This is a genomic window from Streptomyces sp. AHA2 (assembly GCF_036857595.1).
Lineage (GTDB): Bacteria > Actinomycetota > Actinomycetes > Streptomycetales > Streptomycetaceae > Streptomyces.
Genome location: NZ_JAUQWJ010000016.1, coordinates 41,917 through 67,568, shown reverse-complemented (window position 1 = coordinate 67,568; position 25,652 = coordinate 41,917). Strand labels below are relative to the sequence as shown.

The 25,652-nt window shown below is 69.6% G+C and carries 18 protein-coding genes; 9 read left to right on the top strand and 9 right to left on the bottom strand.

Annotated features, from left to right (window positions below):
- Positions 1 to 8 precede the first annotated feature (8 nt).
- Positions 9 to 1,040, top strand: coding sequence for an ArsR/SmtB family transcription factor (locus Q5694_RS26520; protein ID WP_333935888.1), 1,032 nt, complete (start codon positions 9 to 11; stop codon positions 1,038 to 1,040).
- A gap of 9 nt (positions 1,041 to 1,049) precedes the next feature.
- On the opposite strand, the gene Q5694_RS26515 is transcribed toward Q5694_RS26520, so the two are convergent.
- The gene (locus tag Q5694_RS26515; protein ID WP_333935887.1) at positions 1,050 to 1,406 is read right to left on the bottom strand and encodes a hypothetical protein; all 357 of its coding nucleotides are present in this window, start codon (positions 1,404 to 1,406) and stop codon (positions 1,050 to 1,052) included.
- A 500-nt stretch (positions 1,407 to 1,906) separates the two neighbouring features.
- On the opposite strand from Q5694_RS26515, the gene Q5694_RS26510 reads away from it, so the two are divergent.
- A complete protein-coding gene (locus Q5694_RS26510) occupies positions 1,907 to 5,989 on the top strand; it encodes a discoidin domain-containing protein (protein WP_333935886.1) in 4,083 nt (1,360 codons plus the stop codon).
- A gap of 103 nt (positions 5,990 to 6,092) precedes the next feature.
- Positions 6,093 to 6,587 (top strand): hypothetical protein, encoded by a 495-nt coding sequence (locus Q5694_RS26505; protein ID WP_333935885.1) that lies wholly within the window; start codon positions 6,093 to 6,095, stop codon positions 6,585 to 6,587.
- Positions 6,588 to 6,691: 104 nt separating this feature from the next.
- Here Q5694_RS26505 and Q5694_RS26500 read toward each other — a convergent pair whose 3' ends face one another.
- The 7 genes from Q5694_RS26500 to Q5694_RS26470 are packed head-to-tail and all read right to left on the bottom strand — an operon-like array spanning position 6,692 to position 16,583.
- A complete protein-coding gene (locus Q5694_RS26500) occupies positions 6,692 to 7,909 on the bottom strand; it encodes an SGNH/GDSL hydrolase family protein (RefSeq protein ID WP_333935884.1) in 1,218 nt (405 codons plus the stop codon).
- Complete coding sequence (locus Q5694_RS26495; RefSeq protein WP_333935883.1) at positions 7,906 to 10,275, bottom strand: glycosyl hydrolase family 95 catalytic domain-containing protein; 2,370 nt, start codon at positions 10,273 to 10,275, stop codon at positions 7,906 to 7,908. Before Q5694_RS26495 ends, Q5694_RS26500 begins: the two co-directional genes overlap by 4 nt.
- Before the next feature lie 60 nt (positions 10,276 to 10,335).
- A complete protein-coding gene (locus tag Q5694_RS26490) occupies positions 10,336 to 12,171 on the bottom strand; it encodes an alpha-galactosidase D (RefSeq protein ID WP_333935882.1) in 1,836 nt (611 codons plus the stop codon).
- A 47-nt stretch (positions 12,172 to 12,218) separates the two neighbouring features.
- A complete protein-coding gene (locus Q5694_RS26485) occupies positions 12,219 to 13,145 on the bottom strand; it encodes a carbohydrate ABC transporter permease (protein ID WP_443040945.1) in 927 nt (308 codons plus the stop codon).
- Positions 13,142 to 14,053 (bottom strand): carbohydrate ABC transporter permease, encoded by a 912-nt coding sequence (locus Q5694_RS26480; RefSeq protein ID WP_333935881.1) that lies wholly within the window; start codon positions 14,051 to 14,053, stop codon positions 13,142 to 13,144. Before Q5694_RS26480 ends, Q5694_RS26485 begins: the two co-directional genes overlap by 4 nt.
- A gap of 22 nt (positions 14,054 to 14,075) precedes the next feature.
- Positions 14,076 to 15,389: an ABC transporter substrate-binding protein gene (locus tag Q5694_RS26475; RefSeq protein WP_333935880.1), complete on the bottom strand. Its 1,314-nt coding sequence runs from the start codon at positions 15,387 to 15,389 to the stop codon at positions 14,076 to 14,078.
- Positions 15,390 to 15,407: 18 nt separating this feature from the next.
- Complete coding sequence (locus Q5694_RS26470; protein WP_333935879.1) at positions 15,408 to 16,583, bottom strand: ROK family transcriptional regulator; 1,176 nt, start codon at positions 16,581 to 16,583, stop codon at positions 15,408 to 15,410.
- Between the two features lie 176 nt (positions 16,584 to 16,759).
- Between Q5694_RS26470 and Q5694_RS26465 the strand changes: the two genes are divergently transcribed.
- The 6 genes from Q5694_RS26465 (at position 16,760) to Q5694_RS26440 (ending at position 24,361) form a co-directional block, all read left to right on the top strand.
- Entirely contained in the window at positions 16,760 to 18,937 is a 2,178-nt protein-coding gene (locus tag Q5694_RS26465; RefSeq protein ID WP_333935878.1) for an alpha-galactosidase, read from the top strand.
- 531 nt (positions 18,938 to 19,468) lie between these two features.
- Entirely contained in the window at positions 19,469 to 20,614 is a 1,146-nt protein-coding gene (locus Q5694_RS26460; protein ID WP_333935877.1) for a hypothetical protein, read from the top strand.
- Positions 20,615 to 20,706: 92 nt separating this feature from the next.
- Entirely contained in the window at positions 20,707 to 21,663 is a 957-nt protein-coding gene (locus tag Q5694_RS26455; RefSeq protein WP_333935876.1) for a helix-turn-helix transcriptional regulator, read from the top strand.
- A gap of 235 nt (positions 21,664 to 21,898) precedes the next feature.
- Positions 21,899 to 22,432: a GNAT family N-acetyltransferase gene (locus Q5694_RS26450; protein WP_333935875.1), complete on the top strand. Its 534-nt coding sequence runs from the start codon at positions 21,899 to 21,901 to the stop codon at positions 22,430 to 22,432.
- A 333-nt stretch (positions 22,433 to 22,765) separates the two neighbouring features.
- Positions 22,766 to 23,812: a glucose 1-dehydrogenase gene (locus tag Q5694_RS26445; RefSeq protein ID WP_333935874.1), complete on the top strand. Its 1,047-nt coding sequence runs from the start codon at positions 22,766 to 22,768 to the stop codon at positions 23,810 to 23,812.
- 39 nt (positions 23,813 to 23,851) lie between these two features.
- Entirely contained in the window at positions 23,852 to 24,361 is a 510-nt protein-coding gene (locus Q5694_RS26440; RefSeq protein WP_333935873.1) for a gluconokinase, read from the top strand.
- A gap of 316 nt (positions 24,362 to 24,677) precedes the next feature.
- On the opposite strand, the gene Q5694_RS26435 is transcribed toward Q5694_RS26440, so the two are convergent.
- Positions 24,678 to 25,268: an NAD(P)H-dependent oxidoreductase gene (locus Q5694_RS26435; protein ID WP_333935872.1), complete on the bottom strand. Its 591-nt coding sequence runs from the start codon at positions 25,266 to 25,268 to the stop codon at positions 24,678 to 24,680.
- Positions 25,269 to 25,652 lie beyond the last annotated feature (384 nt).

Sequence of the window (25,652 nt, the reverse complement as noted above, 5' to 3'; positions counted from 1 at the left end):
GGCATTGCGTGTTACGCATTCACTTCACGACGGCCGACCTGGAACGCATACGCTTCGCCCCGACCATCGGAGTGGCGGCGGAGACCTGCTACGCACTGGAAACAGTGATGAGCAGACGGCCGAGGGCGTCTCATGAGGCTCATGCAGGCCCACGCGATCGGGGAGCGGACACGCGCCCCCTGACCTCTCTCCTCGAGGCAGGCGGCATCGGCCCGGATCTGCTGGCCCTGGCCGGAGACACACCGTTCATCGACCACGCGGTCGACAACCTTCTGAGTGTTTCCGATTCGCGTTGGCAGGCCGAATTCCGGAACATCACCTTCCTCCCGCGGCACGCGTCGTGGGCGCACGCCGTCGCGGCGGGGCGGCTCGAGGAGAGACAGGAACTCGTCGCCGCGCTGCGCGCCTGCCATCGACTCCTGGTCGCCCCCTCCTGGAACAGGGCGCGCACCGAACTGGTGGTGATGTCGACCCGGCACTCCGACCTGATGCTCGGCGGTGGCGTCGACGCCTTCTTCCGGGAACTGGAACCGAAACTGATCCGGTGGCGCCGGCCGGTCCTGGAAGTCTCCTATCCACGGGAGGTGGAGGTGCGTCTACAGGGCAGGGGGCTGGTCATCACACCCACCCTGTTCGCGGGAAACGCCGTCAGCTTCCTGTGGGATCCGCTCGACATCACTCAAGCACCCCGCATGACGGTGCCCGCCGTCCACGGCGCGCCCACCTCACCGGACTCGACCGGATCGGACGATGCCCCTGCCAACCTGGGCGCGCTGCTGGGACGTACCCGAGCCGCCGCTCTCAGGGCGACGGTGGAGGGCGTCTCCACAACGGAGTTGGCCCGGCGGTTGGGCATCTCGGTGGCGGCGGCCAGTCAGCACACGGCAATCCTCCGCAACGCGCGCCTGATCACGACAAGGAGGCGGGGTGGATCGGTACTTCACCTGATCACCCCGCTGGGCGCCGCCCTGTCGGGCGGAGGCACACCTCCGGCACCCGGGGGCCGCGACGACCCCACCTGCCGCGGTCCCCGGGTCTGAGCGGACGGCTCAGCAGAGCCTCCGCTCGGCGGACTTGACCTTGTTGCCGGTGGAGCTGATCGTCTCCGTGTAGTACGTGGCGTTGCCGTCACAACCGGCGACCACGCTCATGTTGCCGTTGCCGAAGAGAGCATGCGTGCGCGATCCGACGGTGACGTCCGTCTGCAGAGTCCTCTTCTTCTGCACCCTGACAGTGAGCGTCACACGGCTGGAGCCGCAGTCGGTCCGGCTACCCACTCCGACGATGGTGCCGTTGGCGCCCGCGGTCGGCGGACTGGCACCCAGACTGCACGCGAGCACCCCGGCTTGGTCCGCCACCGCCGGGCTCGCCACTGCCAGCCCGGAGACGGTCAAGGATCCCGCCACGGCAAATGCTCCCAGGATCCGAGAAATTCGGCGCATACATGTGCCTCTCTCATCGAAGTGACCTACCCGTCGCGCCGCTTGGGGCTGTGAACCGACCACAGCGCGCTTCGTGGAACACACTGGCAGCCACCATCTGGCCCGACAAGTCTCTAAGTGAGGCCTTAAAACCGCACGTCAGATGGTTGAGGCCGGTCGGCGAACGAGGGAAGGCGCCGCGCAGAGAACCCAGTTCGGACAAGGAACGTCGCAGTCGCCGACAAGGCGCGTACCGAAGGTGAAAGACGGCCGCGACGGGACGTGGTCTTGAGTGTGCCCCACGATCCGCGACGTTCGCTTCAGCAATGGCTTGCGAACATCCGTCAGACGGCGGGCCAAGCAGACGCGCCCCAGGGGTTGACAGTGAACGCTGCGCGGCACAGCCTTTGGCAACGTTGTCATCCGATTCGGCGCCGGCGTGCGGAGCCGGTTCGGCTTGCGCTGTTTGATGGGACATCACACACATGACAGATCTTCCGGGCTCATCGCGCCTTCCGTCGCGACGGACCGTTGTCACCTCGGGTGCCACGCTGCTGGCCGGGTTCGGCCTCAGTTCGCTTCCCGCGCCGCATGCTGCCGCCGCCCCGACCGGCCCACCGGCTGCGCCCGCCACACCGGGCGAGCTGGCTCTGTACCGACCCGTCGCGGTCTCCTCCACCGCCTACGCCGCCACGCCCGGCTCGTTCGTCGTCGACCGCCTCGCCTCCCCGGGCGTCAGGGGCAGTGGATGGCGCGCCGAGGGGGGTGACCCGCAGTGGATCGCCGTCGACCTCCAGGCGGCGTGCGAGGTCACCCACATTCGGCTGACCTTCGAGGCCGATGCCTCCGACCCGGTGTACACGCCTCCCACCAGCGGCAATGTGCACAGCGGCACCACCGGCAAGGAGATCCGGTCCAGTTACTCCCTGGTCTTCGTGGTGGAGACCTCCCTCGACGACAAGTCCTGGACCACCGCATACCGCACCACGGCCGGAACCGGTGGCATGGTGAACGTCCAGTTCCCGCGCCCGGTGAGGGCCCGCTGGGTGCGCATGACCTCCCAGAAGCGCTCCAGCCCACTGCCACTCGGCCTGAACGGCTTCGAGGTGTACGGCACCACTGAGGGCCGTCGCCCTTCGGCGACCGGCTGGACGGACTGGGGCTCCCACCCCGCCAAGGCGCCCAAACTGAAGGTCGCGGGCGACGGGACCGTGCCCCTGGAATCCGGCTGGCGCCTGACCATGGACGACTGGGCCGACGCCGACGGCGCCGGCCTCTCGAAGACCTCCGTGGACACCAGTACCTGGCTGCCCGCGACCGTGCCCGGCACGGTGCTCGGCTCCCTCGTGGACCAGGGCAAGCTGCCCGACCCCGTGGCGGGTCTGAACAACCTCCACATCCCGGAAGCCCTGTCTCGCCACTCCTGGTGGTACAAGCGCGACTTCGCGCTGCCCAAGGGCCTGCGCACCGGCGCCGACCGGCATGTCTGGCTGGAGTTCGACGGCATCAATCACAAGGCCGACGTCTGGCTCAACGGCCGGCAGGTCGGCGACCTCACCTACCCGTTCGCCCGCTCCGCCTTCGACGTCACCGGCCACCTCGATGTCGAGGGCGAGAACGCGCTCGCCGTGCGGATCACACCGATGCCGGTGCCCGGCAGTCCAGGAGACAAGGGCCCCGCGGGCGAGGCCTGGGTCGACGCCGGCGCACAGCAGATGAACCTCAACTCCCCGACGTATCTGGCCTCGTCGGGCTGGGACTGGATGCCCGCCGTACGCGACCGCGCAGCCGGCATCTGGAACCACGTCCGGCTCCGGTCGACCGGGCACGTCGTCCTCGGCGACCCGCGGGTGGACACCGTGCTGCCTGACCTGCCCGATGTGTCGGCCGCCGAGGTGACCGTCGTCGTACCGGTCCGCAACGCCGATGACATCGACCACCGGGCGACGGTCACCGCAGCCTTCGACGGCGTGCGCGTCTCCCGGAGCGTCACCGTGAAGGCGGGCGAGAGCGTCGATGTCGTCTTCGCTCCCGGCGCATACGAGCAGTTGAAGGTGCGCGACCCCGAGCTGTGGTGGCCCAACGGCCTGGGCGAGCCTCACCTGCACGACCTCACTCTGACGGCATCGGCCGGCGGCCGGGAGAGCGACCGGCGCACCACACGCTTCGGGCTCCGACAGTTCGGCTACGAGTACGACACGCCGCTGCCGTTCACCGCGTCCGGTGACTCCTACACGCAGACCGTCACCTTCGACCGGCAGCAGGCCCGGCACGTCCGCATCCGCTGCCTGACCCGCGCGACCTCCTGGGGCAGCTCCCTGTGGGCCCTTGCCGTCGGCGACAGCGCCCGGCCGGGCGTCGACCTGGCCCTGCACGCCCCGGCCGAGGCATCCACCACGGACCAGGACGACCACGAAGCGGGTAACGTCACCGACGGCGACGCCGGCACCCGCTGGTCCTCCGCCTACGAGGACGACCAGTGGATACGCGTCGACCTGGGCTCCACCCAGTCCTTCGACCGCGTCGACCTGACCTGGGAGCAGGCGTACGCGAAGACCTTCGTCGTCCAGGTCTCGGCGGACGGCTCGAAGTGGACGGACGTGCGGTCGGTGGACAACGGGGCCGTGCCACTGCCGTTCGGCAACGGCAACGCCAGTCTCCGGGTCGAGGACTTCGACCGGCGCACGGCACGCTACGTCCGTCTCAGCTGCGGCCTGCGCAACACCAGTTGGGGCAACTCGCTGTGGACCTTCAGCGTCATCGACCGGACTGACCCGGGCACCGATCTCGCTCTGCGCCGGACGGCCACCGCCTCGACCGAGGAGTCCGAGCACCCCGCGTCCCACGCCACCGACGGCGATGCGGGCACCCGCTGGTCCTCCACGTACGAGGACCATCAGTGGATTCAGGTCGACCTCGGATCACCACGGGCCTTCGACCGCGTCGCCGTCGTCTGGGAGAGCGCGTACCCGAAGACGTACGTCATCCAGGTCTCCGACGACGGCGAGTCCTGGACCGACGTCAAGTCAGTGTCCAACACCCCCGAACCCCTGAAGATCAGCGTCAACGGTGTCCGCGTGCTGGCCCGCGGCGGCAACTGGGGCTGGGACGAGCTGCTGCGCCGGATGCCCCCCGAGCGTATGGACGCGGCCGTACGCATGCACCGCGACATGAACTTCACCATGATCCGCAACTGGGTCGGCAGCAGCGACCGGGAGGAGTTCTTCGCCGCCTGCGACCGGCACGGCATTCTGGTGTGGAACGACTTCCCCAACGCGTGGGGCATGGACCCGCCGGACCGTGAGGCCTTCATCTCGCTCGCCCGGGACACCGTGCTTCGCTACCGCATCCACCCGAGCGTGGTCGTCTGGTGCGGCGCCAACGAGGGCAACCCCCCGGCCGCCATCGACAAGGGCATGCGCGAAGCCGTGCAGGGCCAGGCACCCGGCCTGCTGTACCAGAACAACTCGGCCGGAGGAATCGTCACCGGCGGCGGTCCCTACGGCTGGGTGGAGCCGGAGAAGTACTTCGACCCCATGACCTACGGCAGCAAGGACTTCGGCTTCCACACCGAGATCGGTATGCCCGTGGTCTCCACCGCGGCCAGCGTCCGCGCCATGACGGGCGACGAGCCCGAGTGGCCCATCGGAGGGGCCTGGTACCACCACGACTGGAGCGAACGCGGGAACCAGGCGCCGCAGAACTACAAGGCGGCCATCGAGGCACGCCTCGGCGAGGCCGCAGACCTCGACGACTTCGCCCGCAAGGCGCAGTTCGTCAACTACGAGAACACCCGCGCCATGTTCGAGGCGTGGAACGCCAACCTGTGGGACAACGCCTCCGGCCTGATGCTGTGGATGTCCCACCCGGCCTGGCACAGCACGGTCTGGCAGACCTACGACTACGATTTCGACGTCAACGGCACCTACTACGGCGCCCGTTCGGCCTGCGAACCGCTGCACGTCCAGGCCGACCCGGTGAAGTGGCAGGTCCTGGCCGTCAACCACACGTCGAGCGACCTGCGCGCAGCCACCGTCACGGCCCGGATTCTCGACCTGAACGGCCGTCAGCTCGGCTCGACCAGAACGGCTCGGTTGAATGTCGCGCGTGCGGCCACCGCGAAGGCCTTCACCGCGGGGTGGACGGACGACCTTCCGGATGTGCATCTTCTGCGGCTCACGCTGACCGACGCCGAGGGCAGGGAGGTCTCACGGAACACCTACTGGCGCCACCGCGACGCCTCGGCCCTGCGGGCGCTCAACAAGGTCATGCGGGTGAAGCTGACCGGGGACATCACCAGGACGTCGCGCTCCGGAGACCGTCACGAGCTGACGGCCACGGTCCACAACCGCGGAGCGGCGGTGGCCGCCATGGTCCGGCTGTCGCTGCTGGAGGAAGCGGACGGCCGCCGGGTGCTGCCGACGCTGTACAGCGACAACTATTTCTGGCTGCTGCCCGGCGAATCCCGCCGCGTCACCCTGTCCTGGCCGTCGGAGGCCTCGGCTTCACGGCGCCCGGTGCTGACCGCGCAGGCGTACAACAGCGCAGTGACGACACTGCGCGGCTAGCCGAGTGTGTCCTGGCCCGGCACCCGGGCCAGGACACCCTCCGCGAGGCGGGCGACGGACCCGTCGTGCTCCTCAGCATCAGCGTCTCTGCGACGCCGTCATCGTGGCCGACGGCACGATCGACGTCCTGCCGCTGAAGGTGTGCTCCGGCACCGTGGCCGAGCAGGTAGCCGCCTTCCGCGACGCCATCCGCGCCGCCTCCCGCCCCGGAGCCCGCCTGGAGGGGACCCGGTCCGCGCAGGAGACCTTCCCCGGCGTACCGGAGTGGCTCTGGGACACCGTCACCGGACCCGTGCTCCAGCATCCCGGACACACCGAACCGCCCGCCCCCGGGCAGTCGCCCCGGCGGGTGTGGTGGTGCCCGCAGGGCACGCCGGCCTTCCTGCCGCTGCACGCCGCCGGCTGCCACGGCGCCCGGACCGATCGGGACCGGCCGCGCTGCGCACTCGACCTCGCCGTCTCCTCCCGCACCCCGGCCTCTTCAGCCAGGAACCCCTCGGGCCGCCGGGACGGGAGGCAGGGCCGGGTCGGTCCGGCCGTCGCCGTCCGGGCTTCCGGCAGGCGACGGCCGTCCACCGGCAGCACTGATGAACGGTGACCGAAAGCCGGTAAGACGCGATCACCCGGCGGCGTCGAGATGGGCATGCCGTTCAGCGTGCAGGGCTGATGCCCGGGCTGCCAGCCGTACCGTGTACGGAGTGCTCAGCCGGTGCGGCGTGGGCGGTCGCAGTCGAGGCGGTGCAGGTCGACCGCGTCGGCCATGGCCTGCATGCCCTTGTCATTGGGATGCAGGTGGTCACCGCCGTCGAAGACGGGCAGGATCCGTTCGGGGTCGTAGGGGCTGCGCAGGACGCGGTCGAAGTCGGTGACGGCGTCGAAGTCGCCGCTGGTTCTGATGTAGGTGTTGACCTCCTGGCGTACGGCTTCGGCGGCCGGGTCCCATTCGGACCAGCCTTTGAAGGAGGCGACGGTGGCTCCGACGACGCACTTGCCCGCCTTGTGCGCGCGGTCGGCGATCTGCCGGTATCCGGCGATCAAGTCCTGGGCGGTGACGCCGGTGTGGGCCTTGAGGTCGTTGACACCCTCGAACAGGAGCACAGTGCGCACGCCGGGGTGGGAGAGGACGTCGCGGTCCAGGCGGTTGAGGGCGCTCTGCCCGGCGCCGTCGGCGAGGACCTTGTTGCCGGAGATTCCCTCGTTGGCGACGCCTTTGAGGGGAGTGTCCGCCTTCTGGAGGCGGCGGGCGAGGTAGTCGGGCCAGCGGCGGTCGAGGTCGGTCGTGGACTGCCAGCCGTCCGTGATCGAGTCGCCCAGTGCCACCACGGCCCCGGTGCCGGCCTGCGGCCGGACCGAGACCGCGTCGAGGTAGAACCACGAACCGATCTCGTCCGTCCATGCCTCGGCGCCCGCTTGCGCCGTGTGGTCACCCTTCGCGGCGTAGGAGGTCTGCAGGGCCATGCCGTGGCCGGTGGCCGGGCCCGCGGCGTCGGGTGTGTGAATGCTGACGACCAGGTCGCTCCCGGCGGGCAGCCTGCCGGGCAGGGGGTCGCTGAGCACGCTCTTCCCGGCGGGGACGGTGACGGAGCGGTTCCCGTCGAAGGTCAGCCGACGGTTGCTGCCCCGCACGAGCGCGGCTCTTTCCGCCTGCAGTCCGGTGTAGGCGCTGTCGAACGTCACCGGGCGGTCCCCGAAGGCGTTGGACAGCCGGATGCGCAGATCGGTGCCCGCGACGCTGGTGCGCACGACCAGGCGGTAGCTCCGGTCGGCGGCGGCCTCGCCCATCCGGTCCGCGCTCGCCGCCCAGGTGACCACGTCACCCCGTTGACCCACTGCCTGCGCGGGAGCCGGCGCGGGCTGCAGGACGACGGCGGCCAGCACCGCGGCCGTCAGCCCGCCGGCGCGGGCGAGTCGGCGCGTCATCGGGCGAAGCCCTTCAGTGTGACCGATTCACCGGGCCTCAGTGACACCGTGCGGGACCCTCCCCTGTACGCGATCGTGGTGGTCCGGCCCCCGACGCTGCGGACCCGTACCTCGGTGGGCCTGCCCTGCTTCCACTCCAGGTCGACCACGAAGCCGCCGCGGGCGCCCGCCCCGGTGAGTGAGCCGGACTCCGCCCACGCCGTCGGCAGGGCGGGCAGGAGCTCCACATGGCCGGGACGCGAGTACACCAGCATCTCGATCATCGCCGCCGGGGTGCCGAAGTTGGCGTCGATCTGGAAGATGCCGCGCCCCTTCTCGACCTCGTAGATGTCGAAGAGGTTGAAGGCGGTGCCGTTGCTGCCGCCGGCCGAGGGGCGCAGGTTGTTCACCACCAGCTGGTAGGCCGTCTCGGCGTCCTTCAGGCGGGCCCAGCACAGGCCGCGCCAGGCGTTGGCCCACCCGAAGCTCTCCATGCCGCGTGCCGTGAGCAGGGCGGTTGCGCCCTCGACGATGTCGGGCGGGGTGGAGCCGTCGGGGCGGATGCGGTCACCGGGGAAGAGACCGACGAGCGGGGACAGGTGGCGGTGGGTGGTCTCGCCGAGATTGTCGGGGGACATCCACTCCTCCAGCCAGCCCGTCTTCGGGCTCACCTTCGGCAGGTGAAGCTTTCGGCGCAGGGCGCCGACGGTGTCCGCGTAGGCGCCGTCCTTGCGCAACTCGGCGGCCGCGGCGCAGTAGTTGCCGAACAGGGTCCAGACGAGTTCCTGGGCGTAGGTGATGCCCTTGGCGTCGAGCGGGCCGTGCTCGGGCGACCAGTCGCTGTCGGCGATCAGCACCTCCTTCGAGCTGCCCGGCAGGGTGGTGGTGAGCAACCGCGCCTCCCAGAACTCGCAGGCGCCCTTGAGGAGGGGGTAGATGCGCTCCAGGTGAGTGCGGGAGGTGGTGAACTCGTAGTGTTCCCAGAGGGAGTTGCACAGCCAGGCGTTGCCCGCCGGGTGCCACCACCAGCCGTTGCCGCCGTGAGGGTTGGTGGAGATGGCCACCGTCCAGCCGGCGATCTTGCCGGTGGAGTTGCGGTAGCGGTTGCGCGGGTCGTTGAAGTGCTTGCGGGTGAGGTCGGTCCAGGCGGGCAGCTGGGCGAGGCAGTAGTCGGTGAGCGTGTCGAAGCAGGCGGACAGACCGGCCCGGTCGGCCAGCCAGTAGTTCATCTGGATGTTGATGTCGGTGTGGTAATCGCTCATCCAGTCGGGGTCGTTGCCGTCGAGCCACAGCCCTTGGAGGTTCAGCGGCAGGCTGCCCCGGGAGCCGGAGATCATCAGGTAACGGCCGAACTGGAGGAAGGCGGCCTCCAGTTCGGGGTCGGGTGTCCCGTTGTGGGCCCGGGCCCGGATGCGTTCCCAGGTGTCCAGGGAGCGCTGTTCGGGGGTGGAGGTGCCGAGGGAGACGTCCATGCGGCCGTACAGGGCGCGGTAGTCGGTGATGTGAGTGCGCAGCAGGGTGGCGGCGGTGTGCGCTGCGGCGGTGCGGACCTTGGTGCGGGCGAGTCGCTCGGGGTCGAGGGACGTGTCGCGGAAGTGGGTGGCGGCGTCGGGCTGGTAGTCGGTGCCACCGCTCACCACGACGGTGAGTTCTCTGCAGCCGGTGAAGGAGACGCGCTCGCCGTCGACCGTCACGTGGCCGCCCTTGCCGTGGGCGGTGACCGCGGCGCCGTAGCGCAGTCCATTGGGGAGGGCGGCGCCGAACGAGGTGGCGGCGTCCTCGCCGTGTGTCCCGGCCAGGGTGACGGTGCCGGTGTGGCGGCCGCCGCCGCTCTGCGTGAAGTGCAGCACGATCACGTCGTCGGGGCGGCTGGCGAAGATCTCCCGGCGGTAGGTCACGCCGGAGTGCTCGTAGGACGTGGTGACGACGGCCCGCTCGAGGTCGAGGGTGCGGCGGTAGCCGGAGACGGTGGACAGGTCGTGGCCGTCGAGGTCGACGGTGAGGCGGGCGAGCAGGGTGAAGGAGCCGAAGTCGTCGCGGCCGTAGGGGAACTGGCCGTCCTGTTCGAGGGTGTCGTTGAGGCCGCCGGTCCACATCGTGGCGTCGGTGATCAGCAGCAGTTCGCGGCCGGGGTCGTTGCCCGCGAGGGCGCCGAGGCGGCCGTTGCCGACAGGGAGGCCCTGCTCGATCATCGAGTGGTCGTCGGCGGGGGCCTGCCACCACAGTCGGCCGGCGGGGGACGCGGGGAGGGACGGCGCGTCGGTGGGGCGTTGCGGCGCTGCGGAGGCGGTGAAGGCGGGCAGTGTGCCGAGCGCTCCGGCGAGACCGGCCGTGGCGGTGAGCGAGAGCAGGGTTCGTCTGCTGGGCTGGGACGGACGGAGGGTCATGGCGGCGGCTCCGGGGACGTCGGGCGAGGGGCCCGGCCGGTGGCCGGGCCCCATGGGATGTCAGAGCGTCTTCGGTACGTCGATCCGGTCGATGTCCGGGGCGTAGCCGGTACCGCTGTCGATCGTGATGGTGTTGCTGCCGGCCTCGAGCGTCACCGGGACGCTGACCGTCGCGACGGTTCCCCAGTCGCCGGTGGAGGCGAACTTGTGGCCGGTTCCGCCGCCGGCGTTGGCGGACACCCGCGCGGAGCGGGGGTCACCGCTGATGTAGGCGATCCTGACCTGGTAGGTGCCGGGCTCGGTCACGACGATGTCGTTGAAGGTCAGCTTGCCACCCTGGTAGAGGTTGCCGACCTTCTTGCCCTCGGAGCAGGCCGAGCAGTCGGCGACCGAGGCGTTGCCGGCGAGGGTGTTGGCGGACCGCTCCGCCTCGTAGGCCGTGGTCGTCAGGGACTCGCCCCTGGGGTCGACGGTGAACAGCCGGGAGCCGTGGGCGGGCAGGGCCTGGGTGATCTTGTTCTTGTGGGTGCCGAGGTTCTCGTGGTTCCACAGGTCCCGGACCCCGGCCTTGCCGGTGAAGCCGAGGGCGGCCCAGGCGGCGGTCACCGAGGCGGGCTTGTCGGCGAGGTTGAACAGGGCGACGGTGTAGCTGCCGTCGGGGTTCTTCGACGCCCACACCTGCTGCGGGTCGGAGGGGGTGACGGGGCGTGCGGGCGGGTTGGGGCCCTGGTTGAGGGCGATGACCTCGCGGTTGGTCAGCAGGGACAGGCCGTAGGGGTCCAGGCGGGTGAGGTCGTCGCCGGTGTACAGCGGCGACTTGGCGATGGCCCACAGGGTGGCGTAGCTCTGCCGTTCCGCCTTGGTGAGGCCGTCCATCTCGCCGTTGCCGACGTCGAGGGAGTCGAGGTCGTTCCAGCCGCCGGGGCCGGCGTGCCGGGTCCACGCCGGGAGGTCGTCCCAGCGGTCGTCGACGGAGTTCTCCCAGCTGACGAGGGTGTTGCAGTAGCACTCGACGTCGGTGTCGATGCGCCAGCCCTGGGAGTGCTTCTTCCAGTCGGCGATCCGGCCGATGTCGAGGGACCAGGACAGTTCCAGGTGGATGGGGCGGCCGGTGGCGGCGATGGCCTTGTGCCAGGCGGCGACGTCGGCGACGTTGTCGTACTGCGCGCCGCTCTTGCCGGAGCCGGGTCCGACGCCGTCGAGCTTGAGGAAGTCGTAGCCCCAGTCGGCGAACAGCCGGGCCTGGGAGTCTATGTACTTCTGCGTGCAGGGACGGGAGAAGTCGAGCTTGTAGGAGCTGTCCCAGCCGTTGGTGGTGCGCAGGTCGTCGTGGACGATGTCCGCGGTGGTGCAGTCGTCGGTGTTCCAGATCGGCGTCCTGCCGTCGTTGTACGCCTCCTTTTCCAGTCCGGCCGGCAGGTAGATGCCCGCCTTGAGGCCCTTGGCGTGGATGTGGTCGGCGACGGCCTTCATGCCGCGCGGGAAGCGGACGGGGTCGGCCTTCTGACGGGCGTACTGGTCGAAGCCGGGCTTCCACGTCTTGTCACGCCACCAGCCGGCGTCGATGTTGACGTACTCGTAGCCGTACTTCTTCAGCTTGGCGGCCAGGGCGTCGGCCTGCTTCAGGACGTTGGCCTCGGTGAGGTAGCTGTAGTCGCCGTCGGGGTTGAGGCCCGGGTACTTGGACGACTGCATGCTCCAGCTGGACCAGCCCATGTAGGGCTTGGCGGCCGGGGCGGAGGAGACCTCGGCAGAGGTGGGGGCCGCAGCGGGGGTCGTCCGGGTCCCGGCGTGGACGGTGGGCGTGACGGCGGTGGCGGCGCCCGCGGTGAGGGCGAGGACCACGAGGGCTCTCAGGGTGCGTGCGGGCAGGACGGTGTATGAGGATGACCGCATGGGTCGCGCCTCCTGTGGGTTCGGTTCCGTCGGGGGAACGGGGCGGCTCAGCCCTTGCCCGAGCCGATGGTGAGACCGCTGATGAACTGGCGCTGGAGCGCGAAGTACACCAGCAGGGTCGGGATCGCGGTCATCAGCGCACCTGCCGCGATCAGATTGGGGTTGGTGAAGTACTGGCCCTGGAGGTTGGCCAGCGCGGACGTGATGGGGCGCTTGTCACCGGTGTCGATCAGGATGAGGGGCCAGAAGAAGTCGTTGTAGATCCAGATCGACTCCAGCGTGGCCAGTGCGGCGAATGCGGGGCGGCACAGGGGGAGCACGATCTGGAAGAACTGGCGCCAGGCCTGCGCTCCGTCGACGACGGCCGCTTCGAAGATCTCCTTGGGGACCGTCCTCATGTAGTTGCTGAGGACGAAGGTGCAGAAGCCGCACTGGTAGGCGATGTGGATGGCGATGATGCCCCAGGCGGAGTCGTACAGCAGCAGGGAGTCGCTCATCCAGGGCGGGAGCGGGATCTGCAGGTACAGCCGGTACAGCGGGGTGATGAGGACCTGCGGGGGCAGCAGGTTGCCCGCGGTGAAGAGCATCAGCAGGGCGATGTTGAAGCGGAAGTCGAAGCGGGCGACGAAGAAGGCGACGGCCGCGGAGAACAGGAGCGTGCCGAGGACGGCGGGGACGGTGATGAGGACGGAGTTCCAGAAGAAGTGCGGCATCCCGGACTCGTTCCAGGCGTCGCTGTAGTTCTCCAGGCCGAAGCTGTGCGGCAGGGAGAAGTATCCGTGCTCGGAGGTGTCGCCGTAGGAGCGCAGGGAGGTGTAGACGGCCCACAGCAGGGGGACCAGCCACAGCACGGAGACGCCGCCGAGCAGCAGGTGGCGGCCCAGGTTGCGGGGCGGGCGGGAGGGGCCGTCGTGCGGCTCGGGCCGGCGCGCCGGCCGCGGCCGCCGAGCCGGCCGGGGGGCGGTCGTGGTCACTGGTCCTCCTTGCGGAACGTCTGGAACAGGAACGTCCCGATGGCGGCCAGGGAGACCAGGAGCAGGACGACCGCGAGGGCGGAGCCGTACCCGATGTGACTCGACTCGCCGATGATGTTGTCGGTGATGAGCAGGGACAGCAGTTCCATGCCGGGTTTGCTGCCGATGCCGCCGCCCAGGACGTAGACGATGTCGAAGGCCCGCAGGGATTCCATGACGGTGACGACCAGGATGATGATGTTCACCGGCTTCAGCGCGGGAAAGACCACGCGCAGGAACGTCTGGCGGCCGTTCGCGCCGTCGAGTGAGGCCGCCTCTCTCAGGGCCGGGTCGAAACTCTTCAGGCCGGCCAGGTAGAGAATCATGATGTAGCCGGTGTGCCGCCAGCCGGATGCCACGAGGACGGCCCACAGGTTCAGGTCGGGGTTGCCCAGCCAGTCGATGTGATGGGCCGAACCGGTCGCGCCCATCAGGCTGTTGAGCAGGCCGGTGTCCGGGTTGTAGATGATCTCCCAGATGAAGCCGACGACGGCGAGGGAGAGCACCATGGGCAGGAAGATCGCCGTCTGGTAGAAGCGCGTGAAGCGGATCTTCTTGTCCAGCTGGTAGGCCAGGAAGATGCCGAACGGGGTCGGCAGCAGCGCCGTGAACAGCAGCCAGACGACGTTGTGCCGCACGGCGGGCCAGAAGGGCGGGTAATTGGTCAGGATCTGCTGGTAGTTCTCCGTGCCCGTCCAGTGGATGTCGCTCAGGTAGATGCCGTCCCATGTGGTGAAGGACAGCCCGACCGAGGCGAGTGCCGGCAGCCAGACGAAGACGAGCAGGGCGAGGACGGGCAGGCCGATGGCGGCCGTCAGGAAGAGACGGTCGCCCTTGCTCAGCCGGGAGGGGGAGGTCGCGGAGGACACGGCGGGGCCTTTCCGGTCCTGGTCAGGCGGAGAAGAAGCGCGAGCGCTGGGATTCGATCCTCTTCAGCGTCGACGCTCCGTCGTCGGGGTGGCCGAGCCATTCGGTGAGGCCGGGCAGGACGACGGTGGAGATGAAGCCGGGGTCGCTGTCGCGGTCGGCGAACTGGCTGATGTGCTTGGCGGAGGCGATGAGTTCGGCGGACTTCTTCTGCAGGTCGTTGTACGAGGCGGTGGACGCCTGCTTGTTGACGGCGAGGTTGCTCGGGTCGACGCCCATGTACAGCTCTTCGGCCCGGGCGCCGCCGAGGAATTCCAGGAACTTCCGTGCGCCGCTGTCGTTCTTGGGCTTGCGGCTGAGCATGAACCCGTCGGTGGGTGCCTCGACGGCGTCCTGACCGTGGGCGGCGTCGATCTCCGGGAAGGGGAAGAAGTCGATGTCGGCGCGTATCTTCTCGTCGGTGACCTGCTGGCCGAGGAACAGCCCGATGACGGCCATGCCGGACTTCTTGTCGATCAGCGACTGCGCGGCGTCCTGCCAGGAGCGCCCGCCGGCGCCGCTCTGGTAGTACGGGGTCACCTCACGCCACAGGTCCAGGACGCGGGCGGCCCGCTTGTCCGTCCAGGAGACCTCGCCGCGCATGAGCTGCATGTGGAAGTCGTAGCCGTTGGCCCGCAGGTCCAGGTAGTCGAAGGCGCCGAGGACGGACCAGCTGTCGCCGCCGCCGTAACCGGAGGCGATGGGCGCCAGGCCGTCCTTCTTCATCTGCTTGGCGAGCGCGGTGAACTCGTCCCACCTGTGCGGAACGTCGTAGCCCCGTTCCTTGAAGACGCTCTTGCGGTAGAAGACGGCCCACGGGTAGTTGTACAGCGGGACGAAGTAGTACTTGCCGTCCTCGCCGCGCGAGAGCTGCTTGGTGGCTTCGCTGAAACCACCGCCGATGGTGTCCCACACGTCGTCGACGGGGGCACACAGGCCCTTCTCGGCGAAGTACTGCATGCGGTAGCCGGCGAACCAGGTGAAGACGTCGTCCGGAGTGCCCTGCAGGTAGCTGGTGATGCTCTTCTGGAAGGTGTCGTGGTCGACGGTGTTCGTCGTCACCTTCAGCTTCGAGTCCCGGGTGAACGCCTTGGTCACGGCCGCGTAGGCCGACTTCGGTGTGGCGTCGGCCCCGTTGGAGCCGAAGGTGACCGTCTTGGGATCGGCTGCCGCTCCTCCGCCGCAGGCGGCGAGCAGCGGAGCGGACAGGACCGTGGTGCCGAGGCCGACCAGCCCGCCCACGACTCTGCGACGGCCGGGACCCTGCGCAGCCAGGGGAGTGCGGCTCTGCTGCGTCATCGTTGCTCCTCGTGCGTGTTAGTTCGTTTCTGATCTGATGAAGGACTGGATCGCGGTGGCCGCGGCCCCACGGGCCCACTCCTCGAAGGGCAGGGGGCGGGTCTGTACGTCGCACCGGGCGGCGGACCCGAAGGCGGCCGTGGTGAAGGCGTCACGGATCTGCTCGGCGAACAAGTCGTAGGCGGCCAGCCCTTCACCGGAGATGATCACGCGCTCGGGGCCGAGCAGGTTGGCGACGGTGGCGATGCCGCGGCCGATCGCGTCACCCGCGGCCGCATACACCTCCCGTACACCGGCCACGTTCTGCCGCGCGAGTTCGACGGCGTGGAGCGGGTCGGTGACCTCGACCCCTGTCGCCTCCCGGATCCGGCCGATGATCGCGGCGTCCGACGCGATCGCCTCCACGCAGCCGCGGTTGCCGCAGTGGCAGGGCGGGCCGGCCGGATCGACGGTCACATGGCCGATCTCGCCTGCCACCCCGTGCGCACCGGCGACGACCCGGCCGTGCACGACGAGCCCGCAGCCGATGCCCGCGCCGACCGTCACCACGGCGAAGTCGGACAGCCCCACCCCCGCACCGAACCACTGCTCCGCGACGGTGAGCGCGCGCACGTCGTTGTCGACCGTGACCGGCAGGCCGGTGATGGTGGCGGCCAGTTCGGCCAGCGGCACGTCGTGCCATTCCAGGAACGGCGAGTAGCGGACGGTGCCCTCCCCGCGGTCGACGTCGCCGGAGACGGCGACACCGAGGCCCAGGACCCCCACACCGAGGCCGTCGGCCTCGGCGAGCAGTTCCCGCACCAGTTCGGCGGCCGTGGTCAGGACCGATCCGGGGTCCCGGCCCGTCAGTGGCGTGTGACGGGCAACGAGGATGCGACAGCACAGGTCGGTGAGGACACCGATGATCTCGTCACCGGTCACCTTGAGGCCGGCGAACAGCGCCCGCCCGCCGTCGACCCGAACCAGGTTCGCCGGCCGTCCGAGCGCGGGGCGGGCGTCCTCGTCGGCGCCCTCCACCAGGTAACCGGCCTCGATGAGAGGACGTACCGCCTTGGTGACGGCGGCGGGCGACAGCCCGGCTCGGCGGCCCACCTCCAGGCGGGTGAGGGGGCCATGGGCCAGGACGGTGGTGAAGATCTGGGAGGCGGCCGGTGTGTTCACCGGGAACGTCTCGGGACGGAGGGCGGGGTGCATGGCCGGAACTTATGTTGGTTATTTTCTGCTGTCAATGAAAGAAGCAGAGATCGTCGGAAGTGAAAGTTCAGGCCGCCTTGAGCTTGCAAATCCTCACCCTGCACGGGGGGTTGACACGTGATCAAAGGTCGCGGTTGTCTCTGTGGAGCATCCCCGAAGCCCGAACGTGAGGCCCCATGCCGTTGATCTCCCGCCACCCCGACACCGGGACATGGCTGCTGAACACCCAGGGAACGTCATACGTGCTGCGGATCGACGAGACCGGCGCGCCCTGCCATGTGGCCTGGGGCCCGCGGCTGACGCTGGACGAGGCGGAGGAACTCCTCACCTCGCCCGGCCCGTCGGCCAGCAGCTTCGAGGGCCGGCCGCCGGTGGGTGAGGAACTGCCCGTCGACGGCGGCACCCGCTACGGACCTCCCTCCCTGCAGATCCGCTACGAGGACGGCTCCCGCGCCTTCGAGTGGCAGCCGACCGGACACAGGGTCCTGGAGCCCTCCGCCGACGAGGCCGAGCTGGTCCTCGAGTTCCGCGACCGGCTGTACCCGCTGGAGGTGACGCTGCACTACCGCGTCCGCCGCGACACCGACGTCATCGAGCGCCGCACCGTCCTGCGCAACGGCGGGGACCAGCAGCTGAGCCTGCTTCGCGCCGACTCCGCCGCATGGGCCCTGCCCCTGCTGCCGGACTACCGCCTCAGCCACGTCACCGGCCAGTGGTCGGCCGAGAGCCAGGTGCACCGTGACCGGCTGCCGCACGGCGAGACCGTGCTGACCAGCCGGCGCGGTATCACCAGTCACCACGTCAGCCCCTGGGTCATGCTGGACTCCGGCCAGGCCACCGAACACCACGGCCGGGTGTGGAGCACCGCCCTCGCGTGGAGCGGGAGTTGGCGCATCACCGTGCAGCGCACGCCCGACGGCCGCGCGGGCCTCACCGGGGGCGCCGGCCACGAAGGCGTCCCCGTACCTCTCGCGCCGGGGGAGGAGTTCACCACCCCGGTCTTCGCCGGGCTGTGCACGGACGGCGGATTCGGCGCGGCCGGCCGCGCCTGGCACGCCTACATCCGCAAGCACGTGATGCCCCACGCCCACGAGACGGCGCCGGTGCTGTACAACTCCTGGGAGGCGACCGGCTTCGACGTGGACCAGGTCGGCCAGAAGGCGCTGGCCGAACGGGCCGCCGCACTGGGAGTGGAGCTCTACGTCGTCGACGACGGATGGTTCGGCGCCCGCCGCAGCGACACCGCCGGCCTCGGCGACTGGGTTCCCGCACCCGACCGTTTCCCCGAAGGGCTCGGCCCCCTGGCCCGAGCCGTCCACGAGCTCGGCATGCGCTTCGGCATCTGGGTCGAGCCGGAAATGGTCAACCCCGACAGCGACCTGTACCGCGCCCACCCCGACTGGGTCCTGCACATCCCCGGACGGCAGCGCACCGAACTGCGCAACCAGCTCGTCCTCAACTTCGCCCGCCAGGACGTCGCCGACTGGGCCTACGACTGGCTCACCCGCCTCGTGGCCGACCACGACATCGACTTCCTCAAGTGGGACATGAACCGGTCCTTCGGAGAGGCCGGCTGGCCGGGACAGCCCGACGGCGCCGACCGGCTGTGGACGCGGTACGTGACCAACCTCTACGACGTCATCGACCGGCTGCGTGCCGATCATCCCGATCTGCGGATCGAGACGTGCAGCGGCGGCGGCGGCCGGATCGACCTGGGCATCCTCGCCCGTACCGACCAGGCGTGGGCGTCGGACAACACCGACGCCGTGGACCGGCTCTCCATCCACCACGGCTTCACCCAGCTCCATCCGGCGCGTGCGATGTCCGCATGGGTGACCGACGTGCCCAACCAGCTGACGGGCCGCTCGGTGCCGCTGCGCTTCCGCTTCCACGTCGCGATGTCCGGGCTGCTGGGCATCGGCGGCGATCTCACGCGATGGTCCGAGGAGGAACTCTCCGAGGCGGCGGCGCTGGTCGCCGAGTACAAGAAGGTGCGGCACCTCGTACAGCACGGTTCGCTGCACTGGCTGTCCGCACCACCGCTGGACGACGCCCCCACCGTCGTGCAGTACGTGGCCGAGGACGCCGACGAGGTGTTGATCCTGGCCTGGCAGCGCGGGCCGCGCCACGGAAGCCCGCGGCTGCCGGTGCGGCTGGCCGCCCTGCCGCCCGGTGCGCGGTACCGCGACAGCCGCACCGGCGCCCTCCACCGGTCCACGGTGCTCACCGAGTACGGGTTGCGTCTCGACCTGCCGGCCGGTGACTGGGCCAGTACGGCCGTGCACCTGATCCGTGTGCCTGAGGACCTGCCCGGTCGGCGGGGAGCCCGGCACACCGAACACGGCGACCGTTAGACGTACGGCCCGGGAGCAGGGCTCCCGGGCCGAGTATCGCTTCACCTTGCGCGCACATAGCGAGTTGACGTGAGCAACTCAACGCGCTTCTCGGAGCCCGCGTAGTGGTGGCGCAGGTCGCTGAGGACGCGCTCGTCGACAGCCCTGGCATCCCACGAGGAGCTGTCGAACTCGGCCAGAACCGACGCCGGAGCACGTGGTTTCGCCGGGGATGAGCTGATGGCGCACAAGGCGCCAGGAGGCCCGGCCCGGGCCGGGCTGAGAGGCCGTGTAAGGACACATGGGCTTCCTCCACGGTCAGCGGCACGCCGCTGGGCTGTTGCCGCGCACATGCGACCTCCGCTGCGGAGCGAAGTTCCATTCGAAGGCGGGGCGGACCAGGCGGCTGAGCCCACCGCCTGCGGATGCTGCGGCCTGTGTGACGTCGTCTTCCTGCCATGCCGCTTTCCGTCAGCCCAAGCACCTCGATTCCCTGGGCGTCGCCTGTGTTTAGTGAGCGCGTCCCACATCTTCCGGTGTCCGAGGAGAACGATGAACACACGCACCACCTGGCGCACCGCCGCTGCTGCCGTGAGCCTGGCGATCGGTTTGATCGCGCTGCCGGCTCAGGCGCACGGCGCACCCTCCGGCGACCTGAACCCGGCTCAGGCGCAGCCGCTGGAGCAGCGTCTCGCATCACTGCTGCCGGACGGCACGGCCCGGGCCGAACGGCTGCGGGCGGAGCTGGGCGTGGACGACCTGCTGCCCGGCGAGGCCATAGACCCCGCCGACTACCAGTGCACGACGTCCACGCCAGTGCGCGACTGGCTGGCCACCTCCACCAGCGGATGGGACGCCTCCGACCACAGCGTCGCCGGCATCTTCCAGCAGGTGGTGCTGCTGAACGCCGTACTGTTTCCCGACGAGGCGGGGACCGACTTCGGGCCGCAGGGTGAGTTCACCACCCAGGTCACCCACGCCGCGCGCGATCTGCGGTCCTTCTGGGACATCGACGGCAGCCGCGTGCGGGTGGTGCCCATGCACTCCGACGTCCTCATCGACCCGGCTCGTGTCGAGCGGGTCTTCGAGACCGGCTTCGGGTTCAGCGAAAGCATCTCGGCCCAGCTCGCGAACGCGGTGGCGACTCTTGCCGACCAGGACAAGTTCGACCATGGCCGGCATCCGCTGTTCACCTTCAACGCATTCGCCGTCGACGGCTTGGACCTGCCGGGCGTCGGAACGATCCCGCCCGAGATCGTGATGGGTGACGGCGTCCTCGAAGGCTTCCGTGCCGCCGGCCTGGACGACGTAGCCCCCCAGGCGATCCTGGCCCACGAGTACGGCCACCAGGTGCAGTACCGGAAGGGCCTGTTCGCCAGCGATCTCACCGGTGCGGAGGCCGGCAGGCGGACCGAGCTGATGGCCGACGCCTTCGGTTCCTACTACCTGACCCACGCGCGGGGTGCTGCGATGCAGTGGAAGCGCGTCCAGGCCTTCTCCCAGGTCTTCTTCCAGCTCGGTGACTGCTCCTTCTCCCTTTCCAGCCACCACGGCACGCCGAACCAGCGCCTGCACTCCGTCGAGTGGGCCTACGGCGTCACCCAGGCCGCTCAAAAGCAGGGGCACATCCTGGCCTCGCAGACCTTCGCGACCTTGTTCGATCAGGAGCTGCCCCGGCTCACCGAGCCCGACGCCTGACCGGCGCTCCAAGGCGGCGGGAGGCCCGGACCGCAGTGGTGCTGGTCACGTGTGCGTCGTTCACCGTCGGCAGTGGTGGTAGAACGTCGTCCATGGGCCCCCTGCAAGCTCTCGGCCTGTCCGCCGCCGCAGAGCGCACGTACCTCGATCTCGTGGACTCCGGCGAGTGCGTCGTGAGCGAACTGGCCACCCGCCTGCACGTCCCCTCGCACGACGTCGTGGACGCACTGGAGGAATTGCGAGCCCTCGGCCTCGTCGAGCGCCGGGACGCCGAAACGGTCCTTCCCCTCCCGCCCCGCCTCGTCATGGAAGCCCTCGCCGAACGCCGCTCACGGGAAGCGGCCGCGGCCCGGGACAGCGCAGAAGTCCTGTCGCAGCTGTGGAGCCGCAGCTTCGGGGAACGCTCGGACTTCGAGCTGCTGCCCTCTCACCGGGCGGGCCGCCAGGTACTCGACAGCGTCCAGCGGCTGGCGCGCGAGCGGGTGCGGGCCATGACCCTCGGCAACCTCTCGACAGAGGGCCACAAGATCGTCGACGGCCTCTTCGACGCCCTGGGCCGGGGCGTCGAGTACCAAGTGATCTATGGAACCCACGTCCTGCGGGACCCGCAGGCCCTGCGCATGGTGCAGCAGTGCGTCGACGCGGGTGAGGAGGCCCGGGTGTTCGCCCACGTGCCGATGAACATCACCCTCGTCGACGACCGGTGGGCGCTGGTCGCGGCCCGAGCGCCACTCGTCGGGAGGCCCCAGGTCGCCGCGGTCGTCGTGCACGACTCCCCGTTCCTGTCCGGGCTGGCCGGAGTCTTCGACGCCTTCTGGCGCATGGCCGTGCCGATCACCGCCGGTGACGCGGCCGACCGTGACGCACCAGCCCGGACCAAGCAGTTGCTGACATACCTCAGCGCAGGCCTCACCGATGAGGCGATCGCCCGCGAACTGGGCGTCAGCGAGCGGACGATCGCCCGACGCATCAGCAGACTTCAGGAGCTCCTCGGAGCCCAGACGCGATTCCAACTGGGTCTTCAGGCGTCCCGGCAGGGCTGGCTCTGACGGGTATGCCGCCGCCAGGAAGCGCAGGAAAGCACTGAGCGGCCATTCGGCCGCACCGGCGGATCCAAGCCCCGTGACACCACACACCACCTTTCTTGGTATGGGCGGAGGCTTTCTCCTGGCGAATGTCTCTCTCCTCATCCTCCACCGCGGGTCTCACCATCCGGTGACTCGTCCCTGACCACGGGCGGCGCCCCGGTTCGCTTCGGCGAGGCCGTGTCGGCAGGATGGGGCCATGACCGAAATCCGTACACCGCGCCTCGTCCTGCGCCGATGGTTCGACGACGACCTCGCCGCTCTGTCGGAGATCCACGCCGATCCGGTGGTGATGCAGAACGTCGGAAACGGCACGACCCGTTCCCTGGAGCAGACGGCCCACGACATCGAGGCGTGGGAGGAGGAGTGGGACGAGGAAGGATTCGGCATGTTCGCCGTCGAGCTCCTGGGGTCCGGTGAACTGGCTGGTGCAGTCGGCCTCTCCGTGGCGCAGACGCCGGCTGACGTCGCCGGCCAGGTGGCGATCGGCTGGCGGCTGGGACGGGCGTTCTGGGGGCAGGGATACGCCTCCGAAGCGGCTCACGCGTCACTGGAGTTCGCCGTGCAGGACCGGGGTCTCGACCGCGTGGTCGCGGTGTGCCGGGTGGACGACAGGAGCTCGGCGAACGTACTCGGCAAACTCGGCATGCAGGCGGAAGGCACCGCGCAGGACCCGCTCCACGGCCACGACCTGGTGCTGTACGGCATCGACCTGACGCAGTACCAGGAGTAGCGGCAGTCGTGCCATCAGCGGTTCATGGACGCCCGACCCGGCGACACAGCCCCTCGCATCATCAACGTCAGGGTGAAGCCGAGCCGGACCCGAAGACCGCAGGCCCCTTGCGGAGCCACGAATGGGTGAGGACGAGCTGAGGGCGATGGCGCCTCGCCGGGACGGGGGACGGGTCACTTGTCCGCGATCTCGACAGCCTCGATGCGGATACTGCCCGGTGCGCGCTCCCAGGTCGTCATCCCGGCTGACTGGTGCTGAAGGGCTCCGAACGGGACATACGTCATGGAGCGGCGCGCACGAACGGCGCCCATGACAGGAGGGACAAGGTTGGCGATGCGTGCATTGACCGTGCGGCCCGGTGAGAAGGGGTCCCTCGAGGTGCGTGATGTGCCCGATCCCGTTCCGGCAGCCGGTGAGCTGCTGGTGCAGGGCCTGGCCGTGGGCGTGTGCGGAACGGACAAGGAGATCGTCCAGGGCGAGTACGGCTGGGCTCCCGCAGAGCGTGAGTGGCTGGTGCTGGGGCACGAGTCCCTCGGGAGGGTCCGGCAGGCGCCGCCCGGCAGCGACTTCACGGCCGGCGACCTGGTGGCCGGGGTGGTACGGCGGCCGGACCCGGAGCCCTGCGGGGCCTGCGCGCGGGGCGAATTCGACATGTGCCGCAACGGCCGCTACACCGAACGCGGTATCAAGAGCATCGACGGCTTCGGCGCGCAGACGTGGTGCGTGGAGGCCGACTACGCGGTGAAGCTTGCGCCGCATCTGGAGCGCGCAGGTGTGCTCCTGGAGCCGACTTCCGTGGTGGCCAAGGCATGGGAACAGGTCGAGCGTGTCGGTGCCCGCTCGTGGTTCGAGCCACGCCGCGTCCTGGTGACGGGTGCAGGGCCCATCGGCCTGCTGGCCGCTCTCCTGGGCGCACAGCGTGGTCTGGAGGTGCACGTACTCGACCGGGTGACCGAAGGGACCAAGCCCGCCCTGGTACGGGACCTGGGTGCCACATACCACGCGGGGGACGTCGAGCAGGTCATCACCGGTGTCTGCCCGGATGTCGTCATCGAGGCCACGGGCGCGAACGAGGTGGTCCTCACCTCCCTGACGGGCACCGCGCCCTACGGAGTGGTGTGCCTGACCGGGGTGTCTCCCACGGGCCGCAGGACGACCGTGGACGGGGGTGCCATCAACAGGGAGATCGTCCTGCAGAATGACGCGGTGGTCGGATCGGTCAACGCCAACCTGCGTCACTACCACCAGGCTGCCGACGCCCTGGCACAGGCCGACCTGTCCTCGCTGGAGCGCATGATCACTCGGCGGGTGCCGCTGGAGCGCGCGATGGAAGCGTTCAGCCCACAACAGGACGACGTCAAGGTGGTCATCGAACTCTGATCGATCCGTAAGGGACACCATCTCGCAGGAAGGACCTGAATGTCTCACCACACCGTTCCCCTGGTTGTCGTCATGGGCGTTTCGGGCTCGGGGAAGACAACAGTGGGCCGACTGCTGGCAGAGCGCCTCGATGTCGGTTATGCCGAGGGGGACGACCTCCACCCCGCGTCCAACGTGGCGAAGATGCGAGCAGGCCATCCCCTCGACGACACCGACCGCGGGCCCTGGCTGGACAAGATCGCACAGTGGCTCGTCGACCATGCGGACAGCGGCGGAGTGGTGACATGCTCGGCGCTCAAACGGCGCTACCGTGACCGGCTGGCCTCCGCCGCGCCACATGTCTTCTTCCTGCACCTCGACGGCTCACCGGAGGTCATCGCCGCACGCATCACCGCCCGACGAGGCCATTTCATGCCGCCCGAACTGCTCCGTTCGCAAGTGTCCGACCTCGAACCGCTGGGCGAGGAGGAAAGGGGCGCGGCCGTCCCGATCGACGGAACGCCACAGCAGACCGCTGCCCTCGCTCACGCCGCCGTCCTTTCCTCATGAACGGCGCACGAACTGACGAGCACCCGCGCCCGGTGCACGGCTCTCACCTCCGGGCACGCTCCCGACCCACTGTGCCGCCCGGGTGCCAGAGCACAGCGGCGGTGTGACAGCTCAGCGGTGCCCGATGGCGGACCCTCCAGAACCACGTCGTCGTGCACGGACATCGGTCGCGGTGGTCGACGGGCACAGAGCGCACGGCGCGACGAGCGGGCGGGCGGCGGACACGGACTCCAGCGCAGCTCTGCGCCGTCGGGACGAACACCCGGTCGTGTTCGTCCCGGACAGCCTCAGCGGGTGTCTGACCTGCCTCATTCCTTCAACGGGCCAGGATGGCCTCGCTGATGATCCGCACCGCACGGTCAACCCCGCGCACCGTGGCCTCGCGGGAGAGCTGTTCGGATTCGTAGAGGAACGCCGTCGAGCCGCGCCGGCTGCCGCAGTAGTCGACGATGCCGTGCTCGATCTGCGTCCGCAGCGCGCTCTCGTATCCGTGACGCTCGTAGGCGCCGGAGTCGTCGCCGGCGATGGGCAGAAGATGGGTGGTGAGGTTCTGCAGCTTCGGCTTCAGACCCGAAGCGGGGGAGTGCTCGAAGGCCCAGCCGTTGACGAAGACACGGTCGATCCACCCCTTCAAGAGCGCAGGCATCGACCACCAATACACGGGGAAGACCAGCACAAGATCGGTGGCACGCTCGAGACGACGGTGCTCGGCCCTGACGTCGGCCGGATAGCTGCCGCCCTCGTGGTACGCCCGACGATCCGCCGGAGTGAACCGGGGGTCGAACCGTTCCGCGGACAGGTCGGCGATCTCGACCGGACCGGGTCGAAGCGCGGCCTCAAGTCTTCCCAGCACGTGATGCGTGAGAGACCGGGGGTCCGGGTTGGCGGCGACCAGCAAGGTGTGCATCGATGGCTCCGGTTATGTGAAGAACGGACGTCGGCTAGTGGTGTGGGTGTGCAGGTCGGCGCGCGCTGCTCCGCCTCCCTGAGTCCAGTGCGTCGGGCCAGGGCCCGCCGTACTCAGCACTGCCAGGCTTCCGCAGCCGTGGCCCGCAGCACGAAGTCCCCGAAGGTCCGCACATCAGCTCGACGGCCTCCGCCCAGGTCAGCCCGCGCGACCCGGTCGGCTCATGGACTCGACCGGCGTGCCCGCCGGGCTCGGACAGCACCGCGGCCGCTACGTCGGCGACATCCTCGACGTCGGTGAACGGCTCAGGGACCGTGCCCGCCGGAAGCGCCAGCTCGCCGGCGGCCGGCGGAACGCGGAAGGGGTGCCCGTCGAAGTTCTGGG